The 25,792-nt window shown below is 75.6% G+C and carries 26 protein-coding genes; 9 read left to right on the top strand and 17 right to left on the bottom strand.

Annotated features, from left to right (window positions below; all coding sequences use genetic code 11):
* Positions 1-56 precede the first annotated feature (56 nt).
* A complete protein-coding gene (locus ACZ60W_RS09770; RefSeq protein ID WP_469754882.1) occupies positions 57-719 on the top strand; it encodes a response regulator transcription factor in 663 nt (220 codons plus the stop codon).
* Positions 720-746: 27 nt separating this feature from the next.
* Here the strand turns inward: ACZ60W_RS09770 and ACZ60W_RS09765 are convergent, their stop codons facing one another.
* A complete protein-coding gene (locus ACZ60W_RS09765) occupies positions 747-1,508 on the bottom strand; it encodes a maleylpyruvate isomerase family mycothiol-dependent enzyme (protein ID WP_469754881.1) in 762 nt (253 codons plus the stop codon).
* Positions 1,509-1,609: 101 nt separating this feature from the next.
* A complete protein-coding gene (locus ACZ60W_RS09760) occupies positions 1,610-2,842 on the bottom strand; it encodes an MFS transporter (RefSeq protein ID WP_469754813.1) in 1,233 nt (410 codons plus the stop codon).
* 125 nt (positions 2,843-2,967) lie between these two features.
* Here ACZ60W_RS09760 and ACZ60W_RS09755 point away from each other — a divergent pair, with 125 nt between their 5' ends.
* A complete protein-coding gene (locus tag ACZ60W_RS09755; RefSeq protein ID WP_469754812.1) occupies positions 2,968-4,194 on the top strand; it encodes an ROK family protein in 1,227 nt (408 codons plus the stop codon).
* 236 nt (positions 4,195-4,430) lie between these two features.
* The gene (locus ACZ60W_RS09750) at positions 4,431-5,345 is read left to right on the top strand and encodes an LLM class flavin-dependent oxidoreductase (protein WP_469754811.1); all 915 of its coding nucleotides are present in this window, start codon (positions 4,431-4,433) and stop codon (positions 5,343-5,345) included.
* Positions 5,346-5,399: 54 nt separating this feature from the next.
* Here the strand turns inward: ACZ60W_RS09750 and ACZ60W_RS09745 are convergent, their stop codons facing one another.
* Positions 5,400-5,873: an SRPBCC family protein gene (locus ACZ60W_RS09745; protein WP_469754810.1), complete on the bottom strand. Its 474-nt coding sequence runs from the start codon at positions 5,871-5,873 to the stop codon at positions 5,400-5,402.
* Between the two features lie 115 nt (positions 5,874-5,988).
* On the opposite strand from ACZ60W_RS09745, the gene ACZ60W_RS09740 reads away from it, so the two are divergent.
* Positions 5,989-6,759 carry an SAM-dependent methyltransferase gene (locus ACZ60W_RS09740; protein ID WP_469754809.1) on the top strand — a complete coding sequence of 257 codons (771 nt, stop codon included), beginning with the start codon at positions 5,989-5,991 and terminating at the stop codon, positions 6,757-6,759.
* A 168-nt stretch (positions 6,760-6,927) separates the two neighbouring features.
* Here ACZ60W_RS09740 and ACZ60W_RS09735 read toward each other — a convergent pair whose 3' ends face one another.
* Both ACZ60W_RS09735 and ACZ60W_RS09730 read right to left on the bottom strand, forming a co-directional pair.
* On the bottom strand, positions 6,928-7,512 hold the full coding sequence (locus ACZ60W_RS09735) for a DUF4865 family protein (protein ID WP_469754808.1): 585 nt from the start codon (positions 7,510-7,512) through the stop codon (positions 6,928-6,930).
* Positions 7,513-7,587: 75 nt separating this feature from the next.
* Positions 7,588-8,178: a TetR/AcrR family transcriptional regulator gene (locus tag ACZ60W_RS09730; RefSeq protein ID WP_469754807.1), complete on the bottom strand. Its 591-nt coding sequence runs from the start codon at positions 8,176-8,178 to the stop codon at positions 7,588-7,590.
* Positions 8,179-8,332: 154 nt separating this feature from the next.
* Here ACZ60W_RS09730 and ACZ60W_RS09725 point away from each other — a divergent pair, with 154 nt between their 5' ends.
* Entirely contained in the window at positions 8,333-8,620 is a 288-nt protein-coding gene (locus ACZ60W_RS09725; protein WP_469754806.1) for an SHOCT domain-containing protein, read from the top strand.
* A 106-nt stretch (positions 8,621-8,726) separates the two neighbouring features.
* On the opposite strand, the gene ACZ60W_RS09720 is transcribed toward ACZ60W_RS09725, so the two are convergent.
* Both ACZ60W_RS09720 and ACZ60W_RS09715 read right to left on the bottom strand, forming a co-directional pair.
* Positions 8,727-9,332, bottom strand: a complete 606-nt coding sequence (locus ACZ60W_RS09720) for an ATP-binding protein (RefSeq protein WP_469754805.1) — start codon at positions 9,330-9,332, stop codon at positions 8,727-8,729.
* Positions 9,333-9,517: 185 nt separating this feature from the next.
* The gene (locus ACZ60W_RS09715; protein WP_469754804.1) at positions 9,518-9,838 is read right to left on the bottom strand and encodes a hypothetical protein; all 321 of its coding nucleotides are present in this window, start codon (positions 9,836-9,838) and stop codon (positions 9,518-9,520) included.
* 175 nt (positions 9,839-10,013) lie between these two features.
* Between ACZ60W_RS09715 and cds1 the strand changes: the two genes are divergently transcribed.
* Positions 10,014-11,201 carry an L-cysteine desulfhydrase Cds1 gene (gene cds1 / locus ACZ60W_RS09710; RefSeq protein ID WP_469754803.1) on the top strand — a complete coding sequence of 396 codons (1,188 nt, stop codon included), beginning with the start codon at positions 10,014-10,016 and terminating at the stop codon, positions 11,199-11,201.
* On the opposite strand, the gene ACZ60W_RS09705 is transcribed toward cds1, so the two are convergent.
* From ACZ60W_RS09705 to ACZ60W_RS09695, 3 genes are all read right to left on the bottom strand, one after another.
* Positions 11,161-11,661 carry an SRPBCC family protein gene (locus ACZ60W_RS09705; protein WP_469754802.1) on the bottom strand — a complete coding sequence of 167 codons (501 nt, stop codon included), beginning with the start codon at positions 11,659-11,661 and terminating at the stop codon, positions 11,161-11,163. The genes cds1 and ACZ60W_RS09705 overlap by 41 nt on opposite strands.
* Positions 11,662-11,749: 88 nt before the next feature.
* Positions 11,750-12,187, bottom strand: a complete 438-nt coding sequence (locus tag ACZ60W_RS09700; protein ID WP_469754801.1) for an SRPBCC family protein — start codon at positions 12,185-12,187, stop codon at positions 11,750-11,752.
* On the bottom strand, positions 12,184-13,011 hold the full coding sequence (locus ACZ60W_RS09695) for a DeoR/GlpR family DNA-binding transcription regulator (protein WP_469754800.1): 828 nt from the start codon (positions 13,009-13,011) through the stop codon (positions 12,184-12,186). Before ACZ60W_RS09695 ends, ACZ60W_RS09700 begins: the two co-directional genes overlap by 4 nt.
* 134 nt (positions 13,012-13,145) lie before the next feature.
* Here ACZ60W_RS09695 and ACZ60W_RS09690 point away from each other — a divergent pair, with 134 nt between their 5' ends.
* On the top strand, positions 13,146-15,569 hold the full coding sequence (locus ACZ60W_RS09690; RefSeq protein ID WP_469754799.1) for a hypothetical protein: 2,424 nt from the start codon (positions 13,146-13,148) through the stop codon (positions 15,567-15,569).
* Here ACZ60W_RS09690 and ACZ60W_RS09685 read toward each other — a convergent pair.
* The 6 genes from ACZ60W_RS09685 to ACZ60W_RS09660 form a co-directional block, all read right to left on the bottom strand.
* Positions 15,539-17,950 carry a right-handed parallel beta-helix repeat-containing protein gene (locus ACZ60W_RS09685; RefSeq protein WP_469754798.1) on the bottom strand — a complete coding sequence of 804 codons (2,412 nt, stop codon included), beginning with the start codon at positions 17,948-17,950 and terminating at the stop codon, positions 15,539-15,541. The two genes, ACZ60W_RS09690 and ACZ60W_RS09685, sit on opposite strands and share 31 nt — an antisense overlap.
* 196 nt (positions 17,951-18,146) lie before the next feature.
* Positions 18,147-18,755 carry an Rv1733c family protein gene (locus ACZ60W_RS09680; protein ID WP_469754797.1) on the bottom strand — a complete coding sequence of 203 codons (609 nt, stop codon included), beginning with the start codon at positions 18,753-18,755 and terminating at the stop codon, positions 18,147-18,149.
* Positions 18,756-18,946: 191 nt separating this feature from the next.
* The gene (locus tag ACZ60W_RS09675; protein WP_469754796.1) at positions 18,947-19,771 is read right to left on the bottom strand and encodes an MOSC domain-containing protein; all 825 of its coding nucleotides are present in this window, start codon (positions 19,769-19,771) and stop codon (positions 18,947-18,949) included.
* 52 nt (positions 19,772-19,823) lie between these two features.
* A complete protein-coding gene (locus ACZ60W_RS09670) occupies positions 19,824-20,318 on the bottom strand; it encodes a DUF6643 family protein (RefSeq protein ID WP_469754795.1) in 495 nt (164 codons plus the stop codon).
* 879 nt (positions 20,319-21,197) lie between these two features.
* Positions 21,198-21,557, bottom strand: a complete 360-nt coding sequence (locus ACZ60W_RS09665) for a hypothetical protein (protein WP_469754794.1) — start codon at positions 21,555-21,557, stop codon at positions 21,198-21,200.
* A gap of 123 nt (positions 21,558-21,680) precedes the next feature.
* Positions 21,681-22,298, bottom strand: coding sequence for a hypothetical protein (locus tag ACZ60W_RS09660; RefSeq protein WP_469754793.1), 618 nt, complete (start codon positions 22,296-22,298; stop codon positions 21,681-21,683).
* A 203-nt stretch (positions 22,299-22,501) separates the two neighbouring features.
* Between ACZ60W_RS09660 and ACZ60W_RS09655 the strand changes: the two genes are divergently transcribed.
* Positions 22,502-23,623, top strand: a complete 1,122-nt coding sequence (locus ACZ60W_RS09655) for a PP2C family protein-serine/threonine phosphatase (protein WP_469754792.1) — start codon at positions 22,502-22,504, stop codon at positions 23,621-23,623.
* 62 nt (positions 23,624-23,685) lie between these two features.
* Here ACZ60W_RS09655 and ACZ60W_RS09650 read toward each other — a convergent pair whose 3' ends face one another.
* Entirely contained in the window at positions 23,686-24,915 is a 1,230-nt protein-coding gene (locus tag ACZ60W_RS09650; RefSeq protein ID WP_469754791.1) for a glycosyltransferase, read from the bottom strand.
* 58 nt (positions 24,916-24,973) lie between these two features.
* Between ACZ60W_RS09650 and ACZ60W_RS09645 the strand changes: the two genes are divergently transcribed.
* Positions 24,974-25,768 carry a glutamate racemase gene (locus tag ACZ60W_RS09645; protein WP_469754790.1) on the top strand — a complete coding sequence of 265 codons (795 nt, stop codon included), beginning with the start codon at positions 24,974-24,976 and terminating at the stop codon, positions 25,766-25,768.
* Positions 25,769-25,792 lie beyond the last annotated feature (24 nt).

The following is a 25,792-nucleotide window of genomic DNA, read 5'->3' as shown; positions in this document are numbered from 1 at the left end:
CCGGCCCCGTACCCGAGGACGTCCCTGCCGCCGGCGACGGCGGCGGTCACCCCGCGATCCGCGTCCTGCTAGCCGACGACCAGTCGCTGGTCAGGGCGGGGTTCCGGGCGCTGCTCGACGCGCAGCCGGACATCGCGGTGGCGGGGGAGGCGGCGGACGGCGAGGAGGCCGTGGAGCGGGTACGCGCGCTGCGGCCGGACGTGGTGCTGATGGACATCAGGATGCCGCGGCTCGACGGGCTCGACGCCACGCGGCGGATCACGGAGGACCCGGACCTCGCCGGGGTGCGGGTCGTCATGCTGACGACCTTCGAGCTCGACGCGTACGTCTTCGAGGCGATCCGCGCGGGCGCCTCCGGATTCCTGGTCAAGGACACGGAACCGGAGGAGCTGCTCCGGGCGGTGCGGGCCGTCGTCCACGGCGACGCCCTGCTCTCGCCGGGCGTGACGCGCCGGCTGATCGAGGAGTTCGCGGCCCGGTCCAAGGCGCCGACGGCCACGGCGGCCCTCGGCGTCCTGACCGAGCGCGAGCGGGAGGTGATGGCCCTGGTCGGGATCGGTCTGTCGAACGAGGAGATCGCCCGGCGCCTCGTCGTCAGCCCCCTCACGGCGAAGACCCACGTCAGCCGGGCCATGGTCAAGCTCGGTGCCCGGGACCGCGCCCAACTCGTCGTCCTGGCCTACGAATCGGGTCTGGTGCGGCCGGGGTGGCTCGGCTGAGAGGGGGCCGGTCCGGGCGCGTCCCGCTCAGACGACGGCCGAGGTCTCCCGCCACAGGCGGGCGAGGTCCGCGTCGCCGGTCACCGTCACGGCGTCGGCGGGCAGGCGGTTCCACAGCGTCAGGTAGAGGTGTTCCGCGGTGCCGCTGATCTCGGTGTCGACGGGGAGGTCCCCGGGGGCCGTCGGGGCGGGGAGGGCCCGCTCCGTGCGGGGCGGCTCCGCCTCCGAAAGGCGCACCGTCCAGAGGTCGCCGGTGTCGGTGGCGCGGACGTGCAGGGTGCGGGGCTCGGGGGTGCGGACCTTGCTGCGGTCGAGGGCGTGGAAGCCGCGGAGGAGTTCGTCGATGCCGTCGGCGGCGAGGGCCGCGGGGACGGTGCCGGGGCCGGCCGGGAGCGCGGACTCGGCGTCGGCGCGGTGGACGGTGGTCTCGTGGGCCTGGCGCCGGGCCCAGAAGGCGAGGGGGGAGGGCGCCGGGAGGAACGTCCAGCACTCCAGGGTGTCGGGCGCGGCACGGAGGGCGCCGACGAGGAGGGCGTGGCCCTCGCGGAAGTACGCGATCAGCTCGTCGCCGTCGAGGGACGTCTCGGCCGCCTCCGGGTGGTACGTGGTGTGCCGTTCGACCACGAGGGTGGTGGCCCAGCGGTGCACCATGGCCGTGTGGCGGAGGAGGTCACGGACGCGCCAGTCGGGGCAGGGCGGCACCTCGGCGTCGGGGCCGGCCACGGCGGCGGCGTCCGCGAGGGCCCGGCCCGCGGTCTCCAGCGCGTCGATGTGTTCCGTGATCGTCAGGGAGTACTGCTCGGCGGTGGCGTCCATGGGGGAAGTCTGACAGGTCCCGGTCCCTCGCCGGCGGGTGGACGCCGGCGAGGGGGAGGTGCCGCCGTGGGTGGTCAACTCGTCCGCGGGGTTCCCGCGTTGCGCGCCCAGTAGCCCATCGCCGCGGCGCCGGCGGCGAGCACGGCGACGGTGGTGAGCGCCACCGGCAGGGAGAACCAGTCGGCGAGGAAGCCGATGGAGGGCGGGCCGAGGAGCATGCCGCCGTAGCCGAGGGTGGAGGCCGTCGCGACGCCGCCGGGTCCGGCGAGGGCGCCGGCGCGGGCCACGGCGACGGGGAAGATGTTGGCGAGGCCGAGTCCGGTGATCGCGAAGCCGAGGAGCGTGGCCCAGACGGTCGGCGCGAGCGCGCCGAGCAGCATGCCGGCGGCGGCGGTCGCGCCGCCGGCGACCAGGGTGCGGGTCTGGCCGAGGCGTTCGAGCAGCGCGGTGCCGGAGAGCCGGCCGGCGGTCATGGTCAGCGCGAAGACGGAGTAGCCGGCGGCCGCGACGCCGGGGTGGGCCCGGAGGTCCTGTTCGAGGTGGAGGGCGCCCCAGTCGGCGAGCGCTCCTTCGCCGTACGCCGTGCAGAGCGCGATCACGCCGAAGACGACGACGGCGCGGCGGGACGCACGCGTCCGCGGGCCGGTCGCGCCGGAACCGGAGGGCGCCGCGAGGGTCTCGGGCAGCGTGGGGGCGGGGTGGCGCAGGAGGACGGGTCCGGCGGCGGCCGTCAGGGCCAGGCCGACGACGGTGAGGCCGAGGAGGTGCGCGGTGGGGGAGAGGCTGCCGGCGAGCAGCCCGCCGATGCCGGCGCCGAGCATGCCGCCGAGGCTGAACGCGGCGTGGAAGCTCGGCATCACCGGGCGGCGCAGGGCGGTGACCAGGTCGACGGCCGCGCTGTTCATGGCGACGTTGATCCCGCCGTACGCGGCCCCGAAGACCAGCAGGACGAGTCCGAGCGCGAGGGGGGAGCGGGTGAGCGCCGGCAGGGCGACCGAGAGGGAGAGGAGGACGGCGGTCGCGACGGTGACCGGGTGGGAGCCGTGGCGGCGGCAGAGCCGGCCGGTCAGCGTCATGGTGATCACGGCGCCCGCCGACACGCCGAGCAGGGCGAGGCCGAGGTCGCCGGCCGAGGCGCCGGTCTGCTGCTTGACGGCGGGGATGCGGACCACCCAGCCGGCGAACAGGAAGCCGTCGAGGGCGAAGAAGAGGGTCAGGGCGGAGCGGAGGCGGGTCAGGGAGTGGTCGGCGGTGTCTCCGCCGGTGTCCCCCGATGCGGCCGTCCGTACTTTGTTTAGTAGCGGCACAAACTCAGGATAGGGGGCGGCGGCCCGTGGAATCAACCGGGCCGTCGGCGCCGCCGGATCCGGACCGTCCGCCCGCCGCCGGGGCACGGGCCGCGGGGCGGTCCGATCATGGGAGACTCGCCCCCATGAACGGCAAGGCGACGACGGCCCGGACACGGCTGGACAGGGGGCGCAACGCGCTCGGCCCCGCACTGGAGCTGGTGCACACCGGCAGGGCCCCGACCCGGGCCGTCCTCACCGCGGAGCTCGGGGTCACCCGGGCCACCGCCGGCGCCGTCGCCGCCGAGCTGGAGGCCCTCGGTCTCATCCGGGTCGACTCCAACCCGGGGGCCGCCGCCGGTTCCCAGGGTCGCCCCTCGCACCGGCTCGCGGTCGACGAGAAGGGTCCTGTCGCGCTCGCGGCCCAGGTGCACGCAGACGGCTTCCGCGCCGCCCTCGTCGGCCTCGGCGGCACCATCGTCGCCACCGCGCCCGGCTGCGTCACCGTCTCCGCCGACCCCGCCCAGGTCCTCGGTGCCGTCGTCGACGCCGGAGCCGCCCTGCTCCACGAGAGCGGCCGCCGCTGCGTCGGAGCCGGCCTCGCGGCCCCCTCCGCGGTGGCGGAACCGGAGGGCACCGCGCTCAACCCGCTCCACCTGGCGTGGCCCGCCGGTGCGCCGGTGCGCGAGATCTTCGCCGAGCGGGTACGGGCCGCCGGCATCGAGGGCCCGGCCTTCACCGGCAACGACGTCAACCTCGCCGCCCTCGCCGAGCACCGCCACGGCGCCGGGCGCGGCGCCCGCGACCTGCTCTGCGTCGCCACCGGCCACCGGGGCGTCGGCGGCGCCCTCGTCCTCGACGGCCGTCTGCACACCGGCAGCGCCGGCCTCGCCCTGGAGGTCGGCCACCTCACGGTCAACCCCGAGGGGCGGCCCTGCCACTGCGGCAGCCGGGGCTGCCTGGACGTGGAGACCGACCCGCTTGCCTTCCTCACCGTGGCCGGACGCGCCCCGGGGCCCGAGGTCTCGCTCCTCCAGCAGGCCCGCGACCTGCTGCGGACCCAGCGCGACGACCCCGGCGTACGGGTCGCGGTCGGGGAGCTCATCGACCGCCTCGGCCTGGGGCTCGCGGGCCTGGTGAACATCCTCAACCCCGACCGGATCATCCTCGGCGGCCTCCACCGCGAGCTCCTGGACGCCGACCCGGAGCGGCTGCGCGCGGTCGTCGCCGACCGCAGCCTCTGGGGCCGCAGCGGCGGCGTCCCGATCCTGCCGTGCACCCTCGACCACAACAGCCTCGTCGGCGCGGCCGAACTCGCCTGGCAGCCGGTGCTCGACGACCCGCTGGCCGCGCTGGGGCGCGAGGCGGTCTGAGGGAAGCCCGCGGGGCGGAGCGCCGGGCGGCACGGGGAGGTTCCGTGCCGCCCGGCGCCGTCTCCGCGCCCGTGCCGCCCGGGCCCGGCGGCGCGCCCCCACTCCGCCCGCGTCGATCCCGCCGGTTGCGGTTCGCATCACGAACTAATAATGTTCGTGATGCGAACTGCGCCTGCGGGTGCGGTCCTTCGGCACGATACGGCCGCTCGGCGGCTCCACGGGGAAAGGGCGAGACAATGACCGGACGACAGGTGGTCTTCGGCTTCGGCGCACACAGCGGCGTCGACGACGGCCCCGAACTGATCCGCAGGGTGCGGCAGGCCGACGCCGACGGGCTCGACCTCTTCTCGCTGTCGGACCACCCCTACCTCGGCGGGCGCCTCGACGCGTACGCCACCCTGGGCTTCCTCCTCGGCGGCACGCGGCACATCGCGGGCTTCGCCAACGTCACCAACCTGCCCACGCGCCCGGCCCCGATGCTGGCCCGCACCGTGACCACCCTCTCGGCGCTCACCGGCGGCCGCGTCGTGCTCGGCATGGGCGCCGGCGGCCTGTGGGACCGGATCGCCGACATGGGCGTGCCGAAGCTCTCCCCGGGCGAGGCCGTGGAGGCGTTCGAGGAGGCCATCGTCCTGATCAAGGCGCTCTCCGGCGGCGGCGGGCCGGTCACCCACCACGGCCGTCACTACCGGGTGGACGGCATCGAGCCCGCGCCCGTCGCCGCGCCGCCCGTGTGGACCGGGTCCAACGGCCGCAAGTCCCTGGCCGTCACCGGCCGGGTCGCCGACGGCTGGCTCCCCGGGCACGCGGCGGACTGGCTCAGTGAGCGCTACCGCACCTCGCGGCCGGTCATCGACGAGGCGGCCGCCGCCGTCGGGCGCGACCCGCGGGAGATCCGTACCGTCTACAACCTCCCGGGGCGGATCACCGAGCGGCCCCTCACGGCCACCCGGGGCGAGGACGGGCGCTGGATCGGCGGTTCCGTGGACCAGTGGGTCGAGGAGCTCACCGGAGCCGTGCTGGAGCACGACGCCTCGGGCTTCGTCCTCTTCTCGGAGGGCGGCGGCGCGCAGGACCTCGACGCGCTCGCCCGCTGGGGCCGGGAGATCGTCCCGGCCGTACGCGAGGCCGTCGCGAAGGAGAACGGCTGACGGCCGAGGGCTCCGGGTCCCGGCGCGGGCCCGGCCGGGAGGCCGGCCCCGCCGTCACCCCCGCGGGTCCTGCCGCTCCTCGGCCAGCGCGGCAAGCCGGTCCAGGGCCATGCGGGTGCCGGTGTCGTTGTCCGCCGGGGCGATCGCGTCCGGAACCCCCTCGTGGACGAGACGGACCTCGGTGCCGCCGCCGACCGGGATCAGGGTCGTGGTGAGGGTCATCGCACCGTGCAGACGGGGGTCCGGGGACTCGAACTCGATGATCTCGACGACCCGTTCGTCCGGCACCAGCTCCACGAAGCGGCCGTGGTACGTGTCCGTGCCGGCCCCCGACTTCCCGGTGCCGTCCCCGGAGCCGTGGTGCAGGGAGACCCGGAACTCGCCCCCTTCGCGGACGTCGAAGGAGTGCACCTCGCAGGTCATCCCGTCCGGCACCCGCCACCGTTCGACCGCGTCGCGGTCGAGCAGCGACCGGTAGACGGCCGACGGCGGGGCGTCGATGTGGCGGGCCGCGCGTGTGGTGTACACGCCTACCAGGCTAGTACCCGACCGGCCGGGGGAGGGCGGTGAGCGCGCGGGCCGCCCCCGGGCGCGGCCGGAAACCGGTTGGCGGGGCCGTCCCCACGACGTACCGTTCCGCCTCATGATCACCACCGAATCCGATCTCCCCCCGCGCCTCGGCAGCCTCACCTTCCACGGGCCGCTCTCCGAGGAACGCGCCGCGCGCATGATCGAGCGGCTCGCCGCCACCGGACCCGCCGACGTCCTCGACATCGGCTGCGGCTGGGGCGAACTGCTGCTGCGCGTCCTGGAGGCCGCGCCGGGCGCCGAGGGGGCCGGGCTCGACATCGACGCCGAGGACCTCGCCCGCGGCCGCGCCCTCGCCGAGGAGCGGGGGCTCGCCGACCGCGTGGCCTTCGTCGAGGAGTCGGCGCTCGGCACGGACCGGGGCCCGGTCGACGCGGTGCTCTGTCTGGGATCGAGCCAGGCGCTGTGCGACCCGGAGCTGCCGCACGACCCGGCCGTCGCCCTGCGCGAGCTGCGCCGGCTCGTGCGGCCGGGCGGGCGCGTCGTGCTCGGCGAGGGCTTCTGGGAGCGCACCCCGACCGAGGCGGAGCTCGCCGGGATGTGGCCGGGCGCCCGGACCGACGACCACGTCGCCCTCGGCGCGCTCGTCGACCTGGCGATCGAGGCGGGCTTCCGGCCCGCGTGGATCGAGACGGCGAGCCGGGGCGAGTGGGAGGAGTTCGAGTCCGGCTACCGGTACGACACCGAGGTCTGGCTCGCCGCCCACCCCGACCACCCGCTCGCCGCCGAGACCCGCGAGCGGGTGGACCGGCAGCGCGCGTCCTGGCTGAACGGCTACCGGGGCGTCCTCGGCATCGCCTACCTCACCCTGGTCGCCGTGGCCTGAGGCACCTTCCCGCCGGCCGGGCAACGGTTCTCCCGAGCGCGAGCGCCCCCGTGCACGCGACGCGCGTCCCCGACGCGGGTCGCCCGACGAGGACCGCACGTCCCCGGGCCGCATGCCCTCGGGCCGTACGTCCCCGGGCCGTACGGGATCACGTCCCGGCCGGCCGCCTCACCACTGGCGCCCGGCCCCCAGCCGCGCCCGCTCGGGGGCCGAGAGGCGCAGCACCCGGTAGCGCTCGCCCTCGTCGGCGGGCGCTTCCGCGTCGGCCCAGAGGGTGAACGAGAGCAGTTCCCAGTGGTGCGGGTCGATGGCGAGGGCGGAGGCGACGACGCCGTCCCGCCGCGCCTCGCGCGCGTGCCCGGCGACCGCGTCCGCCACCGCCTCGCCCGGATCGACCGCCTCCCCGAGCGGGGTCCGGCGGCGCGTGGCGGCACCCGGAGCCGCCGCCGCGGCCGGGCCCTCCTCGTACGAGAGCCCTGCCCAGTGCCGCACCGCGGGCCGGCCGAAGTCGTTCACGATGCCCTGGAACCCCGGCCCCCACAGGAACGCGTTCATGCCCTCGGGCGCGGTCCACAGGTAGAACGGCGCGTACTGGTTCACCGGCGATCCGGCCGCCCGCTCCCGGACCAGATAGGCCTTCAGGCCCAGCCCGGGGAAGGAGTCCAGCAGGTGTCCCCGGGTCGCGACGCGCGCGTGGATCACGCCCATGTCGTAGTCGGCGGGCAGGGTGATCTCGTACTGCATCGCGTGCACGGGGCGGGCTCCGCTTCTCGGGACGGTGCGGCGTGTCGTGCGGCCGCCGGCTCCTCGCGGCGGTCGTACGACGGCTCAGGACGGGTCGGTGCGCGGGGCGAGGAGGGAGAGCAGGCCGCGTACGGCGCTGTCGAAGGAGGCCGGGGAGCCGGTGGCGCGGGCGAGGACGTAGCCGCCCTGCACGGTGGCCACCACCGTCGCCGCGATCTCCTCGGGGTCGGGGCGGCCGGGGAACTCGCCCCGGTCCAGGCCCTCCCGGACGACCTCGGCGAGCCGGCCGCGCAGCCGGCCGAGGGCCTCCTCGACCGGGGCGCGCAGCTCGGGACGGGCGACGACCTCCGGGTCCATCGTGAGCCGCCCCACCGGGCAGCCGCGCAGGACCTCGCGCTCGCGGAGCAGGTAGCCCTCGACGCGCGCGTACGCCGACCCCTCGGCGCCGAGCACCGTCTCGGCCGCAGCGACGAGCTCGTCGGCGGTGCGCCGGATGGCGGCGAGGGCGAGGTCGGGCTTGCCCGCGAAGTGGTGGTACATGCTGCCCTGGCCGGCGCCGGCCGCCTGCTGGACGGCCTTGGGGCTGGTCCCCACGTAGCCGCGCTCCCAGAGGAGCGCGCGGGTGGCCTCGATCAGCCGTTCGGAGGTGCTCGTGCTCATGGCCGCACTGTACATACCGGTAGGTACAGAGGGAAGGTCCGGTCGCTCCGCTCGTCTACTCCCGCCGTCGTACGCGGGGAGCCGCCGGGGGGACGACGCCCCGGACCCCCTCGGCGCGGGAGTCTCGAAGCACGGACATCACGACCGCTCACCGAGGAGCTGAACCGACATGAACACACTCGCCCACGCGGGCCCCGGCCCGTGGATCCTCTTCGTCCCCCTCGTGTGGGCCGCCGTCGTCCTCGCGGTGGTCACCGTGGCCCGTCGGGCCGGATGGCGGCCGGGCCGCCCCGGGCGCCGGGGCTTCGACGGAGGACCGGGCGAGCACTCGCCGCTCGCCCTGCTCGGCCACCGGTTCGCCGCCGGCGAGATCGACGAGGACGAGTACTGGCGCCGTCTGACGGTCCTGGAGGAGCAGTTCGGCCGCTCCGCGACCGGGAAGGGACGCCGGAGCTGACCGTGACCGGCGGGCGGGCTTGCCGGGCGGGGCAGGGCCGGGTCGGCCGGGCGGGGGCAGAGCCGGGTCGGCCTGGCCGTCCGCGTCGCCCTCGTCGGCCGTCGGGTCAGCCGGGCCGGCCGACGAGGACCGAGCGGGCCGTGAGCGGGCTCAGGACCGGGTCGATCGGGGTGCTGAGGGGGACGCCGACCGGGAAGCGGCCGTAGCCCGCGAGGGGGCCGTCGGTCAGGACGCCGTACGCCGCCTGCACGCCCGCGTGGACCGGGTCGGCCGGCGGGGCCGCGAGGGTGAACCAGACGACCTTCCCGTCGGCGCCGCACGGACGGACGCCCCAGCTCTCGCTGACGGCGCCGACGAGCGCGAGGCCGCGGCCCGAGGTCGCGAGGCGCTCGTAGGAGTCGAGGGCGTCGAGCGCGTCGGCCGGGTCGTACGGCTCCGGGGTCGCGGCCTCCGGCAGGCGGGGGTCGTGGTCCCGGACGGAGACCGTCAGCCGGTCGAGCAGCAGCTCGATCTCGACGGTGCACCGCTTGTCCGGCTGCGCGTGCCGGTGGACGTTGCTGAGAAGCTCGGTGACCCCGAGCGCGGCATGGTCGATCAAGGCGTCGAGATGCCAGTGGCGCAAATGGGCGGAAACGATTCTGCGGACCTGTCCGATCCGCGACGGCAGGGCCTGGAGCTCCACCGCGTAGTACCTGCTCGGCTCGCTGATCACGGCTGCGACTCCCCGAAGTAGTCCGGAAGAAGACGAAGATTCCGCTTGCTCATGCGGTACAGCAGGGCGGTGACAGAAACACTGTGTCACCGCCGATGACGCTTGGTGAGACTGTTCCAGAGTGAGCCAGCCGTGACGGGCCCGCAACTCGCGGCGACTCGGGCCAGGTCAGCGGGGTGCCGCGGTCAGCGCCGGCCGGCCGCCCGCTTCAGCGCCGCCAGGAACCGCCCCGACTCGACCGACTCCTCGCCGGCCCGGTCGTCGCCGTCCCGGTGCAGCGTCAGCCGGTACCGGGTGCCGTTCACGGTCGCGACCGCCTCGTCGGACTTCGCGAACCAGGGCCGTCCCGCCCGGACGGCGCTCACCGGGGCGCTGTCGATCTCGCTGCCGTAGCTGGTGAGCAGGGCGAGCCGGCCGTCCTCGATCCGGACCTCGCCCGCGCGCGTCAGCGAACGGGGCCAGCGTGCGATCCGTACGCCCCGCGCCGTGAACTCCGGTTCCGCCATGTGGATCCGCCCCTTTCACCCGGTTGTCGCCTCCAGTGTGCCGGGCCCTCCGCGAGCGCACCAGGGGCCCTCCCGCAAGTCATCCCTATGGATCCCCAAAGGGAACGTTTGCCCAGGTGAGAGGGGTATCGTCGACAGTCGGGAAGCGAGTGGAAGCGACCGAGGAGAGGCACGGATGAGCACCACGGAGAACGGCGCGGCGGCGGGGGCGCGGGGGGCCGCGGAGGCGCCGGCGGCGCCGGGGACGCCGGGGGCGGCGGCGGCCGCGGTGACCCGCGACGTCGACCACAGCGACCCGGCGTACCGGACCTGGCTCAAGGAGGCCGTCCGCAAGGTCCAGGCCGACGCCAACCGCTCCGCCGACACCCATCTGCTGCGGTTCCCGCTGCCCGAGAAGTGGGGCATCGACCTGTACCTGAAGGACGAGTCCACCCACCCCACCGGCAGCCTCAAGCACCGGCTCGCCCGCTCCCTGTTCCTCTACGGCCTCTGCAACGGCTGGATCCGGCCGGGCAAGCCGGTCATCGAGGCGTCCAGCGGCTCGACCGCCGTCTCCGAGGCGTACTTCGCGAAGCTCATCGGCGTCCCGTTCATCGCCGTCATGCCCCGCACGACGAGCCCGGAGAAGTGCCGGCTCATCGAGTTCCACGGCGGGCAGTGCCACTTCGTCGACGACTCGCGCACCATGTACGAGGAGTCCGCCGCGCTCGCCGAGCGCACCGGCGGCCACTACATGGACCAGTTCACCTACGCGGAGCGGGCCACCGACTGGCGCGGCAACAACAACATCGCCGAGTCGATGTACCAGCAGCTCGGGCTGGAGCGCTACCCGGAGCCCGCCTGGATCGTGGCCACCGCGGGGACCGGCGGCACGTCGGCGACGATCGCCCGCTACGTCCACTACATGCAGCACGACACCCGGATCTGCGTCGCCGACCCCGAGAACTCCTGTTTCTTCGACGGCTGGACGCGCCAGGACCCGCACGCCACGGCAGACTGCGGCTCCCGCATCGAGGGCATCGGCCGGCCCCGCATGGAGCCGAGCTTCGTGCCCGGTGCCATCGACCGCATGATGAAGGTGCCCGACGCGGCGAGCATCGCCGCCGTCCGCGCCCTGGAGGACGCCATCGGCCGCAAGGCGGGCGGCTCCACGGGCACGGGCCTGTGGAGCGCCCTGAAGATCGTGGCCGAGATGGTCGCCGAGGAGCGCACCGGCAGCGTCGTCACCCTGATCTGCGACGGCGGCGAGCGCTACCTCGACAAGTACTACTCCGACGACTGGCTGGCCGCGCAGGGGCTCGACATCGCCCCCTACACCGCCGCTATCGCACGCTTCCTGTCGACGGGGGTCTGGCCGGAGTGAGCCGGCGGTCGAGCCGCCGCGCCGCGTCCCGGAAGGACAGGCCGACACCCGGCGCGGCGGCGCGCAGCGCCAGCCGGAGCGCGGCCGGTCCGTCGAGGGCCATGGTCCAGCGCAGCCGCGTGCCCCTGCCGGCGGGGGAGAGGGCCCACTCCTCCGCCATGGCGGTCACCGCGGGCGCGTTCGTCTCGTCGATCCGGTAGGCGTAGCGGACGTCGGGCTCGGCGGCCAGGATCGTCTCCTCGAAGGCGATCCCGCCGCGCAGCCGGACCGTGCGGCCCGTGCCGTCGCCCGTGGGGACGGCGGAGGTGACGGCGGTGAACCAGGCCGGCATGCTCCCCACCTCCAGCGCCACCGACCGGTAGACGGCGGACGGAGGGGCGGCGAGCCGCGCGGTGAAGACCAGGCGGACGGGCGCGGACGCGGTGAAGTCGAGCTCCACCGGCCTCAGTCGGCGTGCCATGGACCGGACCTCCCCGGGTCGGACAACGGAAGTGCACCCTAACTGACACCATGTCAGCGGCAAAGAGGGAGGCGGTGTGGCGGACGCCTCAGGCCGACCGCAGCAGCGCGTCCAGGGCCCGGCCGAACAGCACCCGCCCGGCCCCGCTCAGTACCGGATCGAAGAACCGCGGCACACCGCGCACCGCCACCTCCTCCGTCCACACCACCCGGGACCCGGCCGGCGCCTCGGCGACCTCGACCAGCGCCCAGCCGAGGACGACCCGGCCGGACTTCGCCAGCCGGCACGCCCCGGGCACGCCCGGGGCCGGCGGCTCCCAGCGCACGACCTCCATCGGGTCGTCGAAGGACAGCCGGCCGACACCCGTGCGCGCGGTGAACCGCGTCCCGAGCCCGTTCGGACCCGGCGTCAGCACCCGCGTCCGGGTCAGCGGCACCTGGCGGCCGTGCGCGGGCCAGTCCGTCAGCCGGCGCCACACCTCGTCCGGCGCGAGGGGCACCGTCCGCTCGATCCGGAACAGGCTCACGCCGGTTCCTCCCCCGCCACCACGACGCCCGGCAGGTGCTCCGCCACCTCGGCGCGCACCGCGTCGGGGAGTCCGCCGTCCGTCACCCAGGTGTCGACCTCGCCGAGGTCGCCGAACGAACTCAGCCCCACCGTCCCCCACTTGGTGTGGTCGGCGACGACCACCACCCGGCGCGCCGAACGCATCAGGCAGCGGTTGGTCTCCGCCTCCGCCAGGTTCGGCGTCGACAGGCCGGCCTCCGCCGACACCCCGTGCACGCCCAGGAACAGCAGGTCGAAGTGGAGCGAGCGGATCGCCCGGTCCGCCACCGGACCCACCAGCGCGTCGGACGGCGTCCGGACACCGCCCGTCAGGACGACCGTCGCCGCCCCGCGCCGCGCCTCGCTCCCGGCACCCGTCGCCTGCGCCTCGTGGAACACGTCCGCGACCCGCACCGAGTTCGTCACCACCGTCAGATCCGGCACGTCCAGCAGGTGCCGGGCCAGCGCGAACGTCGTCGTGCCCCCGGACAGGGCGATCGCCGTGCCCGGGGCGACCAGGGCGGCGGCCGCCCGCGCGATCTCGTCCTTGGCGCTCGGTTCCAGCACCGACTTCGCCTCGAACCCCGGCTCGTGGGTGCTGGCCTCGACCACCGGAACGGCCCCGCCGTGCACCTTCGCCACCATGCCCTGACGCGCCAGCGCGTCCAGGTCGCGACGGATCGTCATGTCCGAGACGTTCAGGCGACGGGTCAGCTCGTTGACCCGGACACCGCCGCGCCGCCGGACCTCGTCGAGGATCAGGGCGCGCCGCTGCTCCGCGAGGAGGTTCTGGTTGTCAGTCACCGCCGGGGCCGGTCCTTCCGCAGGAGACAAGGGGATGGGTGTCGGATTCGGTGAGGGACGGTGCGCGAGCGCGCGGCCGTCCGCGATCCTGGTGCCGACGTCGCATCTTCCCACTCCGAGAGGAAGTCGCCTCAGTGTCCCCTGCCACACCCGCCCCGGAGGACGGGGGCGCGGCGCTCGAACTCCTCGTCCACGGAGTCGGCGGAGCCACCCCCCAGGACATGCTCGACGACCCCAGGACCGTCCGCATCACCGGCGACCGGACCGCGGCCATGTACCGGCGCGGCGAGGACGTCGACGCCGAGGAGCACCCCGATCGGTACGCCGCCCGCCCGGTCCCGGAGGCGTACTGCTGGTCCAACCTCACCTCCGGCGACGGCGCCCGCGCGCTGTGGCTGCTGCTCCTGCCCTTCATGGTCGCCAACCTGGCGCACTGGATGCGCCCGCCCGCCCGGAACCGGCCCGGGGCCGTCCGGCTCTACGGCGTCCTGGTCCGCCTCGTCGCCCTCACCCTCACCGTGCTCCTCACCGCCGCCGCCTGCGAGGTCGCACTCGACCTGACGGCCTGGCAGTGCGCCGGGACCGCCGCGTGCGCCGACGCGTACTCCTGGCTCGGCTTCCTCTCCGCCGGACGCGGCGGCTGGTGGTCCCTGCCGGGCCGGCGGCTCGTCGTCGCCGCCCTGGTGCCCGTCGCCCTCGTCGGCCTCCTCTGGTACCTCTCCAACCGGACCTGGAGCGCCTACGAGGCCCAGCGTCCCCCCGCCGGCTACGACGCACCGGTCGCGGAACCGCGGGCCGACACCGAGAGCGCCGACGGCGCGGGCGACACCGGGGCCGCCGAGCCGCGCCCCGCCCTCGGCCGCCCCGGCTTCTGGTACGGGCGCCGGCTCGTCGCCCGGCTCAGGGCCGCCCACACCGCCGCCGGCTTCCTCACGGTCTCCGCCGCCCTCGCCTCGGCCACCGCCCGCCACGACGCCGCCCGGCCGGGCGCGCTCACGGCCCTCGGCTGGTCCCTGCGCGCCGCCCTCGCCGTCCTCTGCGTCCTCGTCGTCTGGGTCGTCTGCCGCCGGGGCCGCAGCGAGAGCCGGCTCGACCTGCGCGTCGAACGCGCCGTCGTCTCCTGGCTGCCCGCCGCCTCCCTCGCGGTGCTCGCGGTCACCGCTCTCCACACCGGCTGGGCCCGCCCCGGCTGGAGCTCCGCGGGGACGCTCCCCGGCGACGCCGTCTTCGGGGCCCTCACCCTCGCCCAGGGCGGCCTGGTCGTCGCCCTCGGCGTCGTCGCCCTGCTCCTCCAGCGGCCCCGCCGGGACCCGCGGACCGCACTGCGCGGCCTCGGCGGCCCCGCGGTCGCCATGCTCGCCTGCGCCCTCGCCGGCGTCATGTCCGGCGGCGTGGCCCAGCGCGTCGCCGACTGGCTCGACGGCCCGGCCACCCCCGGCATGGGCGACGGACCGCGCATCGGCCCGCCCGTGCTGCTCAGCTGGCAGGCGTCCGTCATCCCCGTCCTGCTCCTGCTGCTGCTCGCGCCCGCCGCCCTCCTCGCCGTACGGACCCTGCTCACCGCCCGGCGGCTGCGGCCCCGGGTCGAGGAGGACTACGCAGCCCCGGCCGAGGAGCGCGACCCGGTCCGCACCGGCCGCATCGCGTCCGGCCGGGCGCGGGCCGGGCTCACCGACTCCGCCCCGGTCCTCGTCGGCGTCGTCTCCGGCGCCACGCTGCTCCTCGGCGCCGCCTCCGTCGCCGGCGCCTGGGCCAGCGGGAACGTCCCCGGCCGCGCCTTCGACGGCGCCCATCCCGCGATCGCCTCCCTCGCCTCGGTGACCCAGGCGCTCGGCTCCTGGATGATCGGCTTCGGCTTCCTGCTCTTCGTCACCTGGGGACGGCGCGCCTACCGGGACGCGTCCGCCCGGCGCACCATCGGCATCCTCTGGGACGTCGGCACCTTCTGGCCCCGCGCCGCCCACCCGTTCGCCCCGCCCTGCTACGCGGAGCGGGCCGTGCCCGACCTCACCTGGCGGATGAGCTCCTGGACGCGGGCCACCGGCGGGCGGCTCGTCATCTCCGGCCACTCACAGGGCAGCGTCCTCGCCGCGGCCGCCGTCTGGCAGCTGCCGCCCGCCACCCGGGGGCGGGTCGCGCTCCTCACCTACGGCTCACCCCTGGAGCGGCTCTACGGACGGTGGTTCCCGGCCTACTTCGGCCCCGAGGCCCTGCGCGCCCTGCACCGCACGGTCGACTGCTGGAGCAACCTGTACCGCGCCACGGACCCCATCGGCGGACCCGTCCGGGTGCCGGCCGAGGACGGCCGGCCCGCCGTCGACGCGGAGGTCCTCCTCGACCCCGTCGCCTACGGCCGGACCCGGCGCCATCCGCTGCCCGAACCGATCCTGGGCCACTCCGACTACCAGGCCGACCCGGCGTTCGCCCTGCGGCGCTCGGCCCTCCTCGACCGGCTGCTGCCCGCGATGCCGCGCCAGCGCGACCCGAACGGGCCTCCCGGCCGGTCCGACGCCGACGCATCCTCGGATCAGGGCAGTTCGGGCAGATCCTCCGGGTAGAGGAGGGTCAGGTCGTCCGTGCTCGCCTCGGCGAGCTCGGCGACCCGGCCGGCGTGCCGCTCCACCATCGACTCGAACGTCTGGCGCGCCGTACGGCCGTTGCCGAACGCCGGCCCCTTGGGCAGCTTCGCGAAGTACGCCCTCAGTGCCTCGTCCGTGCCCTCGGCGAGCCGGTACTCGTGGTCGTCGGCCTGCTGGCCCACGATCCTCAGCAGCTCCTCCGGCTCGTAGTCGCCGAACGTGATGGTCCGTGAGAAGCGCGAGGCCACACCCGGGTTCACGGTCAGGAAGCGCTCCATCTCCGCGGTGTACCCGGCCACGATCACCACCACCGCGTCCCGGTGGTCCTCCATCAGCTTCACCAGGGTGTCGATCGCCTCGCGGCCGAAGTCACGCCCCGAGTCCTCCGGCGACAGCGCGTACGCCTCGTCGACGAACAGCACCCCGCCCCGCGCCCGGTCGAACGCCTCCTGCGTGCGGATCGCGGTCGAGCCGATGTGCTCGCCGACCAGGTCCACCCGGGACACCTCCACCAGGTGCCCGCGCTCCAGCACCCCGAGGGACGCCAGGATCTCCCCGTACAGCCGTGCCACGGTCGTCTTGCCCGTGCCCGGATTGCCGGTGAAGACCAGGTGGCGGCGGACCGAGGCCGCCTTGAGGCCCGCCTCCTGGCGTCGGCGCCCCACCTCGATCATGTTGGTGAGGGTCCGCACCTCCAGCTTGACGCTGTCCAGGCCCACCAGGGCGTCCAGCTCTCCGAGCACGTCCTGCGACGCACGCGAGGAGGGGGCCGGGCCGTCGGCCGGCGGCGCCGCGGCCGGGGGCTGCGCGCGCGGCACCGGCACCGTCCCCAGCAGGCCGGCCGACTGCGTGGCCGTCAGGACCGTCCCGCCGTCGGGCACGGACGAGCGGACCGCGCTCTCGTCGCTGGTGCAGTCCTCCGCGCTCGCGCCCTCTTCGGGGAACTCGTACCCGCCGCGCGCGCACCGCTCCGTGCGGCACTTGCGCAGCGTCGTCCGGCAGCCGTCGGTCACGTGGAAGCCGTACCCGCCGCTGCCCGTCACCCGGCAGCCGTGGAAGGAGCCGCGGCCCTCCGCGGAGACGTAGAAGCCGGCCTCGGCGGGGGAGGTGACGGTGCACCGGTCGATCGTGGGGTCGGCGCCCTTGGTGACGATGACCCCGGTCTGCACCGAGTCGATCGTGCAGCCGCCCAGGGTGCCGCCGCTGCCGTGGTCCCGGAACCAGGCTCCGGTGGACGCCTCCCGGATGCGGCAGTCGTCGAGCTGGGCCGTCGCCCCGTCGCTCACCGACACCGCCGTGTTCCGCACCTGCGTCAGATCACTGTCGACGACGTCGACCCGCGACCCGCGGTCGAGGACGAACAGCGCGTCCGGCACGTCGTGCACCCGGCAGGCGTCGAGGACGGCGGTCGCCCCGTCGCTCACCCACACCGCCGGGTAGTCGCCCGTGCTGTCGTGGATCTCGCACTGGTTGGCGTCGACCCGCGTCCCCGGGTCCCACACCGACAGGCCGTTCCGGCCGAAGCGGCGGACGGTGGACCGGGTCAGCGTCAGCACCGAGCGGGACCGCAGGTCCACCGCGTTCTCGGGCACGTCGTGGATGTCGCAGTCCGACAGCGTCAGCACCGCGTCCGTGTCGAGCGTGATGCCGTCCCCCGAGGTGCGGTGCACCGACGAGTCGCTGAGATGGGCGGTCGCACGGGACGCGATCTGCAGGCCCGCGCCCTTGATCTCGTACACCTCGCAGCCGACGGCCTCCAGTCCGCTGCCCTCGCCCGTCACCGCGATCCCGGCGCCGGAGGCGTGGTGGACCCGGCACCGCTCCAGCCGCGGATGGGCCCCGCCGCGCACCGAGACGCCCGCCTGTCCGGCCGAGACGACCTCGCACTCCTCGAAGACCCCGCCCGCGCCGTCGAGCACGGCGATGCCGACGCCCGCCGGGTTGTCGATCGTGCACCGGCGGGCCGTCGGACGGGCGGCGCCGCGCACCTCGATCCCGGCCGCCGAGCGCGTCATGATCCGCAGGTCGAGCAGTTCGGGCGTGCCGTCCTCGACGAGCAGCGCGGGCGCGGCCACGTCCTGCCCCTCGATGTGCAGGTCCTGGACGGTGACGGAGGCCCGCAGCGTCAGCGGCACGCCGTCCGGGGGCGCGATCCGCACCGAGCCGACCCCTCCCTCCGGGCCGCGCAGCGTCACGGCGCGCCGCACCACGAGGTTCTCGCGGTACGTGCCCGGAGCGACCGTGAGGACGTCCCCGTCGCCGGCGGCCTCCAGCGCGGCGGCGAGGGAGGGGTACTCACCCGTGCGGCGCCGCCACCGCGATGTGCCGGTGTGCGTCACCTGGACCGTGCCCTGTGCCATGGGTGTGTCCTGCCCCCGCCTCATGCCTCGCCGCTGATCCGAGGTCCCACCGTAGCGCGCGCGGCGGTGCGGGGATGACGGGTCGCCGGGCCGGTCCGAGGTGGTCGGGCACGGTCGGCAGTGGTCCGGGACGATCGTGCTCGGTCGGCCCGGACCGTACCCCCGTGCGAGGGCCGGTGCCGACGCGCCCGGCGGGTCAGCTGCCGGTGCCCGTACGGCCCCAGTCGGGGCCCGTCGCGGCCCAGGCGCGGTCGAGCCGCGCGTACCGGGCGAGGAGCATCCGGCGCACGGCCAGGCGACGGACGGTCTCCACCATGAGCCCGGTGAGCAGCGCGGCCATCAGGCCGGCGATCACCGCGTGGCCGCGGGCCGTGCCGGCCCGCAGGGGCGGAGTCGTCTGCCGCCCGCTCCGGTCCGTCCAGAGCGGGAAGGAGTCGCCGGGCGCGGAGTGGCGGCGGGCCGTCGTCACCGTCCCCGTGACGGCCGATCCGTCCGGGGCCGTCCAGCGGGCCACCACCGCGCGGCGCAGCCGGTCCTCCCCGGCGGCGTCGGCGGTGCGCGGGCGGGCCGAGGGTCCCTCGGCGGGGCGCACCACCCGCGCCGTCGTCTGCACCCGCTGCTCGGCCTGGGTCCGCACCGCGCGCTGGAGCGAGCCGTTCGCGGAGGATCCGGCGGCCCAGCCCGTCAGCGGCACCGCGACGCAGAGCAGCACGGCGGCCGCGAAGGCGATCCACGCCTCGACGAGATCCGTGGGCCGGCGCAGGGGGTTGTGCCGCCAGCGCCAGACTCCGATGGCTGCGCGCACGTAGGTACCCCCTCGTTGTCCGCCGTTGCTCCGACGAGTGTGCCCCGGGGGACGGCTCCCCGCCCGCCGGGCCGGGGGATCGGGGCGTCGTCACCGGCCCGCGGGGAGCCCGTCCGAGGCGGGGGCGAGCGGGTCGCGAGCGCGAGCCGGAGCCGCCGCGAGGGGGACGCGACGGCGGTGTGCCGGGCGGCTCAGTCGAGGATCTTCACCTCGTCGCCGACCCGGACGGTGCCGGTGTGCTCGGGGACGAGGTTCTGGCCGAAGATGACCTTGCCGGCCTGCGTGCGGTGCCGGGCCAGGGTCCGCAGCGGTTCCTTGCCCCGCTCGGCGGTGAACTGGTTCGTCGTCGTGACGACGCAGCGACCGCAGGGCCTGGCGACGCGGAAGGTGACCTCGCCGACCGCGAGCCGGGTCCAGCCGTCCTCGGCCCAGGGCACGGTCCCCTCGACGACCAGGTTGGGGCGGAACCGGTTCATGGGCAGCGGGCCCTCGTCGGCATGGTCCCCCTGGGCGATCAGGGAGTTCAGCGCGTCGAGCGAGGAGGTGGCGGCGATGAGCAGGGGGTACCCGTCGGCGAAGCTGACCGTCTCGCCGGGGAGCGCGTACGCGGGGTCGACCGGGCGCCGGTGTTCGGGCGCGTCCATGTGCACGAGCGTGGCCTCCGACCCGAGGTACGCCGAGAGCCACGCGGCGGCGGCCTCGCCGGCGGGGACGGCCTCCACGAACGAGTCGAAGATCTCCACCGTGACGGTGGCCGAGGGGTGCGGAACCTCGACCGTCAGCGTCGCGTGGCCGGGAGCGGACAGCGCGATCGCGCCGTCCGGCAGCAGCTCGGCGGTGGCCAGCGCCATCCGGGGGTGACGGCGCTGGGTCACGACCTTCCCGCCGGCGTCGACGACCGCCCAGCGGCGGTCTCCGGCCAGCCCCCAGGGCTGCACCTCGGCCTCCATGGGCGCCAGCGCGCGCATGGCCTTCACCGGGTGGACGTGGACGGAGCGGAGAACAGGAGTGGGCATGCCGTCATCCTGCCAGCCGCTCCGGCCGTCGTCGGCCGGTGGGCGGGGCCGGTCAGTAACCCCCGCCCTGGTAGGGGCGGTTGTACGGGTCGTCGTACGGCGCGGGGGACGGCACCGGCGCGGGCCGGGGAGCCGCCGGGCGCATCGCCTCGTACCCCACGGGCGCCGGACGCGCCTGCTGCGGGTACTGCCCCGGCTGGTAGCCGCGCGGGGCGACGGGCTGCTGCGGGATGTACGGCGTGGGCGCGTGCTGCAGCGGAACGGGGGCCATCTGCTGCGAGGGCTGGGGGTAGCCGTAACCGCCGCCGTACGCGGGGGCGGGGTGCGGGCTGGGCGCCGCCGGGAGGGCGGGCAGCGCCGACGGGAGGGCCGGCAGGTACGAGCTGCTTCCGGAGAAGCCGCTGCCGGTGTCGTAGGCGGCGGGCACTCGGATCGGGGCGATCTGAGGCGTGCCCCGCTCCGCGACCAGGGAGTCGTAGATGGGGGTGTCCGGGAAGGACGGCGCGGTGTGGTAACCGCCTCCATAGGTGGAGCGGGGGGAGGTCATGGCACATAAGTTAAGCCCACGATGTGCTGGTTGGGGAGCCCCCATCTTGCGGTTATCCGTTTTACGCTGGTTTTGCCCGCCTGACCTGCCGAAACGTCGTTAAGCCGGTGTTAACGCCAAGGGTTTTCCCCGGCCCGCGCTCCCTGGTTAACGAGAAGTGTCGGCCAGGCCCCGAGCCGACATCCGAAAGACGCTCTTCCGGGCGGCCTCTTCAATCCCTCGCCCCCGCCACCAGGTGTCTATCATCCGATTACTGAAGGTAACTGGGCTCGCTTTCCCTTTCCCCGCCGTTCCGTATACGCATGGTGGTCACGCGATCACGGAGGGAGTGAGGATTTCGTGTTCCCCTCGCAGCGGCGTATCCGCGGGGCTGTACGGGGTTTGGGCGCCGCGTGGCCGGGGGAGAGCAGTGTCCGGCCGATTCCCAGGCCAGGTGCCCGGCGTATGCGCCGGCGGGGGGCCGTCGCGTGCGGAGGGTGCGGGGGGTTCCGTCCGGGCCGGGTCGCGCGTGCGCGCCCCTGGGCCGAGGTCCACGCCTCTCCCCGCCGCGCGGTTCCTCTTTCTTTTATCCCGTCTTCACTTGTGTCTTTCTCGGCCGGGTGTCGGCAAGGATCTTCGCTCCGGCCGCGCGGCCGTCCTTCAAGGATCATGAACACCCGAGCGCCGCGCGGATCCTGACGTCCCCGGCGATGCCGGAACCGCTCGCGCCCCGGGGTCCGGCGGCGAGTGGCCCGCGCCGGACGCGGCGTCAAAGAATGCGTATCGGAAGGCACTTGGACGACCATGTCGAGAACGCTTCGTCGCCACCCGGCGACCGCCCCCCGAACGCTCTCGCGCACCGCCGCGCAATACCGTGCCCGGACCCGCCGTCCCCGTGCGTCACTCGGCGGGGTCGACCGTCGTCCACTCCTCCTCCGCGACGGTCTCACGGACCGTCAGGCGCCGAGTCGCGGGCAACTCGGCCTGGGTGCGGACGACATCACGGGTGTGCGGTGCGAGGGAGAGGCGCGGCGCCCCCGAACCGTCCGGTGCGAGGACGCGGGCGATCTCCGTGGGCGCGGGGCGCTCGGCGGGCTTCCTGGCGAGGCGGCGGGCGACCACGGCGGCGAAGCCGGCGGGCAGGTCCGTCAGGTCGGGTTCGGTCTCGCAGATGTGCCACGCCACGGACAGCGGTTCGTCCCCGCCCCACGGCCCCCGTCCCCGCGCCAGCCACACCAGCGTCGTCCCCAGTGCGAACACGTCCGCCGCGCACGTCAGTTCCCCGCCCCTCAGCTGCTCCGGAGCCGCGAACCGGTACGGGTCGGCGAAGCCCCGGTGCGCTTGCCCCGCTCGTCGGCCAGATGCGGAGGAGGATCTTCACCGTCACGAGGCCCCGTCGGCGTCCTGACCCAGGAGCACCCTCCCGTATCCGCCGCGCCCCACCTCCTCCAGGGCCCGGTACGGCCCGAACCAGGTCTCCTTCCCGTCCGCGCTCCAGGCGCGCTCCGGCGTGCGCCGGCCGCCCAGCGCCTCCGCCGTCCCGTGCACGTACGCCTTCGGGGGCGCCGCGGCCGCCGCCCGGGCACCCGCCCGCACCCGCTGCTCGGCGACGCCCACCAGGGCGGTCAGCCGTTCCCCGCCCGCCGGACCGCACACCTCGACCGCCCGTTCGGCCGCCTTCCCGTACAGCCGCTCCGCCCGAACCGCGTCCCCGGCCTCCGCGACGTCCACCGCGGCGTGCAGCAGGGACGTCACCGCCGCCCGCCCGCCCGGCGAGCCGAACGGCAGGTCGTCGGCCAGCTCGGCGTACCGCGTCCGCGCGGTGTCCGCGAGCGTGTGCCCCGTGCCGAAACGCCGTACCGCCTCCTGCTCCATCGCCCGGAAGGAGCGGAGCGCCGCCTTCGTGCCGCCGGCCCGGTGCTCCCAGTACCCCTGGTCGCACAGCGACTGCAGCGCGGCGGCGTGGTCCCCGCTCGCCCGCGCCCGCTCCCCCAGAGGCACGACCCTCGCCGGGCAGGCCGACGGTCAAGCCCGCGGCTCCGGACACGGTCGACAGGCCGCTGCCCCAACGGCGTCGGCACATGAGATCGAGGGGTCCCGACTGCTTCCCGCGGGTGGGCCCCGGGCGGTGGGCCCGGGGCCCGGAGCCCACCGGCGGGGCGGGGCGACAGGACACGGCCGGTGACCTGAGGTATGCCTTTTCCATGGGTCTCCGCCGCAGCGACGCCGCTCCGCGCCTCTCCCGGCGCGGAGGGCGGCTGCTGCTCGCGGTGCCGTTCGCGCTCATCGCGGCGGTCACCACGGTGGACGTGCTGGTGCCGCCGGAGGTGCACCTGGGGCCGTTCCTGATCGCCGCGCCGGCGGTGACGGCGTCGTTCGCGGGACCGAGGACGACGGCGTTCGTGGGAGCGGTGGCGGTCGCGGCGCAGACGGTGGTCGCGTTGGCGCGGACGAGCATCACGGACCTCAACCACACCTACCAGATCGTGGCGCTCGTCCTGATCTCCGTCATCGCCACGTTCTTCTCGGCACTGCGGGAACGGGACGAGAACCGGATGTCGAGGCTGCGGTCGATCGCGCACGCCGCCCAGAGCGTGGTCCTGCGGCCGCTTCCGCCCCGGGCCGGACCCCTGCGCATCGCCTCCGTCTACCTCGCGGCGGAGGAGGAGGCGCAGATGGGCGGCGACCTGTACGCGGCGGCGCGCACGGCGAAGGGGACCCGGCTGCTCATCGGCGACGCGCGCGGCAAGGGCCTGGACGCCATCAGCGAGGCGTCGCTCGTGCTGGGCGCCTTCCGGGTCACCGCCCGCCGCGAGCCGGACCTGCCCGAACTCGTCGGGTATCTGGAGGCGGGTGTCGGGTCGGAGAGCGACGACGGGGACGCGCCCGGGGCCGACGACGACACCGCCGAGGCCTTCGTCACCGCGCTGGTGCTCGACGTCCCCGACGACGAGCCGGTGGTGCGGCTGGTGAACTGCGGCCACCCGCCGCCGCTGCTCCTCCGGGAGGGCCGGGTCATCCCCCTGGACGCCGCCGACGCGAGCCCCCCGCTGGGACTCTCGGACGTCCTGGCGCCCGACGTCACCGTGGAGACCTTCCCCTTCGGAGTCGGGGACGTCCTCCTCCTCTACACCGACGGGGTGATCGAGGCCCGTGACCGCACCCGTGCCTTCTACCCCCTGGCCGAGCGGCTCGCGGCCTGGGCCCGGGACGATCCGCCCACGCTCCTCGGCCGTCTCCGGGCCGACCTCCAGGCGTACGCGGGCGGCCACCTCGGGGACGACGCGGCCCTCGTCGCGGTCGAACGGCTCCCGGCGGAGCCGTAGCGGACCACCCCGGGGCGCCCCCGCCGGCCCCGCGCGGCGCTCCGGCACGGACCCGGCCGCCGCTACTCGCCCGGCTGCGCCAGGTGGTCGGCGGAGTAGGTGCGCCCCTTCCAGGCCGCGCCCCGGCCGCGGTGGTGCTGCACCGCGGAGTCGACGGTCATGAGGAGGTAGAGGAGCGCGGTGAAGGGAAGGGTGACCGCCGTCCACGGCGGCCGGCGGTAGTAGCGGAGCATCGGGACGTACGTGCCCGCCATCACGGCCCAGGCCGCGCCGCCCGCCCAGGCGGCCGGGGCGTCGCCGCTCGCCGCCCCGGCCACGAGCGCCGCCGGCGGGAGGAGGTAGACCAGGGCGAGGCCCGCCACCGTCCCCGCGAGGAGCAGGGGGCTGTGGCGCAGCTGGGCGTACGCGCTGCGCGACACCATGCGCCACAGCTCCCCGAGGCCCTGGTAGGGGCGGACGCTGTCGACGTGGTCGGCGAGCCCCAGCCACACGCGGCCACCGCTGCGGCGTACGGCGCGGGCGAGCGAGACGTCGTCGATCACGGCCCCCCGCACGGCGTCGGGGACGCCCGCCGCCACCGCCGTCTCCGTGCGCAGCAGGACGCAGCCGCCCGCCGCCGCCGTGGCCCGAGGACGGGCGCGGTTGATCCAGCGGAAGGGATAGAGCTGGGCGAAGAAGTAGACGAACGCCGGGACGACCAGCCGCTCCCAGCCGCTGTCGACCCGGAGCCGGGCCATCTGGGACACGAGGTCCAGGTCGCCGGTCACGGCCGCCGAGACGAGGAGGCGCAGACTCCCCGGCCCGTGGGCGATGTCGGCGTCGGTCAGGAGCAGGTACTCCGGACCGGGCTCGCGCGAGCGGGCCACCGTCAGGCCGTGCCGCAGCGCCCACAGCTTGCCCGTCCAGCCCGGCTCCGGCTCCCCGGGCCGGACCACGGTCAGCGGGAGCCCGCCGTGCCGGCCGGCCAGCTCCTCGGCGAGCCGGCCGGTGCCGTCGGTGCTCCCGTCGTCGACGAGGACGATCTCGGCCGGGCCCGGATAGTCCTGGGCGAGGAGGGACGGCAGGCTCAGGGGGAGCACGTCGGCCTCGTCGCGCGCCGGGACGAGGACCGCGACCCGCGGCCACGGTCCGGGTCCGCCGGGGCCGCTCGTCCCGTCCCGCGCCGGCCCGGTGCCGGGCCCGCCCCCCGTCGCCGGCAGACGCTGGTCCGTGCGCCAGAAGAAGCCCTGGCCCAGCAGCAGCCAGACCCAGACGGCGAGGGAACCGACGGCGAACCAGGCGAGGGTGCTCATTCGCGGCAGTCTGCCCCAGATCGAAGGGGGTACGAGGCTCATCGGCTAGGGTGACCGGGTGAAGATCGCGCTCATGGACTCCGGAATCGGCCTCCTCCCGGCGGCGGCCGCGGTCCGCAGGCTCCGGCCGGACGCGGATCTGCTCCTCTCCAACGACCCCGACGGCATGCCGTGGGGTCCGCGTACCCCCGAGGACCTCACCGGGCGCGCGCTCGCCGTCGCCCTCGCCGCCGCCGAGCACCGCCCGCAGGCGCTGATCGTGGCGTGCAACACCGCGACCGTGCACGCCCTGCCCGCCCTGCGCGCCGCCCTCGAACCGGACATCCCGGTCATCGGGACCGTGCCCGCGATCAAGCCGGCCGCCGCGGCCGGCGGCAAGGTCGCCATCTGGGCCACCCCTGCCACCACCGGCAGCGCCTACCAGCGCGGACTCATCCGCGACTTCGCCGACGGCGCCGACGTCACCGAGGTGCCCTGCCCCGGCCTCGCCGACGCCGTGGAGCACGCCGACCGGGACGCCGTCGACCGCGCCGTGGCCGCCGCGGCCGCCCTCACGCCGGCCGACGTCCGCGCCGTCGTCCTCGGCTGCACCCACTACGAACTGGTCGAGGACCGGGTCCTCGCCGCACTGGAGGCCCGGCGCCACGACGGGCTGCCGCCGATCGTCTTCCACGGCTCCGCCGACGCGGTCGCCGCGCAGGCGCTCCGCCGCGTCGGCGCCGAACCGGCGCCCGACGCGGACCCCACCGGCCATCTCTCCGTGCTCCTCAGCGGCCGCCCCGGAACCCTCCCGGCCACCGCCCTCACCTACACCGAGGGCCGCCTCCTCGCGGCCACCGCCGCAGCTCACTGAGCGTGAGGGGGCGACCCCGCTCCG

The organism is Streptomyces sp. NPDC104202 (assembly GCF_055584185.1).
The sequence above is the reverse complement of the archived record's forward strand: the minus strand, read 5'-3'. Positions and strand labels throughout refer to the sequence as shown.